This window comes from Pseudomonas aegrilactucae (genome assembly GCF_019168305.1).
Lineage (GTDB): Bacteria > Pseudomonadota > Gammaproteobacteria > Pseudomonadales > Pseudomonadaceae > Aquipseudomonas > Aquipseudomonas aegrilactucae.
The window spans coordinates 1-1,458 of sequence record NZ_JAHTBI010000169.1; the positions used below are offsets into that span (position 1 = coordinate 1).

The 1,458-nt window shown below is 51.2% G+C and carries 2 protein-coding genes and 1 pseudogene; all 3 read right to left on the minus strand.

The window, feature by feature from the left end; translation table 11 throughout:
- Nucleotides 1–371, minus strand: a pseudogene (locus tag KUO17_RS26320) (hypothetical protein); the annotation flags it as partial.
- Between the two features lie 3 nt (nucleotides 372–374).
- A complete protein-coding gene (locus KUO17_RS26325; protein WP_217978469.1) occupies nucleotides 375–992 on the minus strand; it encodes a hypothetical protein in 618 nt (205 codons plus the stop codon).
- A gap of 5 nt (nucleotides 993–997) precedes the next feature.
- On the minus strand, nucleotides 998–1,458 hold a 461-nt coding region (locus KUO17_RS26330; RefSeq protein WP_217978470.1), incomplete at its 5' end, for an RHS repeat-associated core domain-containing protein.

Consider the following 1,458-nt stretch of genomic DNA (forward strand, 5'->3'; position numbering starts at 1 on the left):
TCGCGCTCGTAGCTGAGCATGTCGTGATGGTCGAGCTTCATGCCCAGCAGATGGCCGCTGCCATACGTCAGCCAACTGACCTTGTGCCCATCCGGGCGCACGGTCGCGATGCGCTGGTTGAGCGCGTCGTATTCATGCGTCCACACCGCGACCATCGGCTGCTGCAACCCCAGGTAATGCTGATGCTCACGCGTCAGGTTACCGGCCTCGTCATGGAACCACTGCAGCGTGCTCGCGGCGTTGATCGCCTGGATCAGCTTGCCGTTGCCGTCATAGGCAAAGCGTTCGGTCTGCGACTGGTCACCCAGGCTGGCGGTACGCTCGGCCAGCCGGCCCATAAGGTGGAGGCGCAGGTAGAGGGGGCGCTGACCGCACTACCAACAGGGCATATTTCGCATTTCTTCGATGAAAACTAGTCGTCCGTTATCACCCACCAAGCGTTCTAACTTGATAATAAAATCTTCCATGTCTCGGGAAATCAAATCGAACGCCCCCCATCCACGCTCCTCTGAATGCTGTAAAATTCCAAGATACTCGCAGGAAGACAGCAAGTATTTATATAGTTCACGCTCAAGCCGATTATCATCTCGCAAAAAGCCCGCCAACGCTGAAGGCGATGGCTTTTCAACAGACTTGTGTCGAGAAATAATATTATATTTCTTCATATCTAAAATGTAACGCTCATGCGTCATTATCATTTCACCGAGAGCACCACCCTTATCTTTAAAGAAGAAATTTGGCAACCCCCCTTCCCTCCTTTTCCCTGGAGGAAAGATAGTATCAGGAGCGGTGAAGCAGTAGCATTCATCAAGTAGCGAGCGTAGTACTTCTCGCGATGCTGCGTTTGCATTAAAGCCCAGCCGCCCACTTTCGCCGCGCACCATGACCGCAGAAAATTCATCTTCATCATTTGCAGGCAGTGAAGATATACGCCCGTTGGCGCCCTTTTTGAATTCTTTGAATTTTGAGCGGTGCACCAAGACTTCAAACATTCTAGTCACCCCGGATAAGTAAACACTATAATTTGTCCTTTCTTATTTCGTGCGTGCACGTGTGGCCCATCATGATGATCGGGAAACCCTTCACCCACCATGTCAGGGTGCCCATCTGGGTGGTCAAAAACTAATGAGTCATCATGTTCTCCTTCGCGTCCCAATGTAGTTCCCCTAGCGCACAGACATGCATAATTTTTACCCTTGCTCGTATCGTTAAGTTCGGAAAGCGGAATATGCTGTCCTCCTCGACCCACCCTCGGAACTTGAGCATGCTGCTGTGCAAGCCTCAACGCATGCGCACGGCTTCTAGCGGCAACAACTTTTTCCAGCCCGAGTGGATCAGCCCATTCGATAGGGTTTGGTGCGTATAAGTAGAGATTCAATCCACCCGAATAGCTAATCGGGTCCTGACTTATAAATGCTCCTAACCCTCGATCATAGTACCGATACCGGTTGTAATGCA

What these genes read in the sequence shown, in the direction of transcription:
- KUO17_RS26325 (WP_217978469.1), bottom strand. Translation starts at nt 992, where the DNA reads ATGTTTGAAGTCTTGGTGCACCGCTCAAAATTCAAAGAATTCAAAAAG.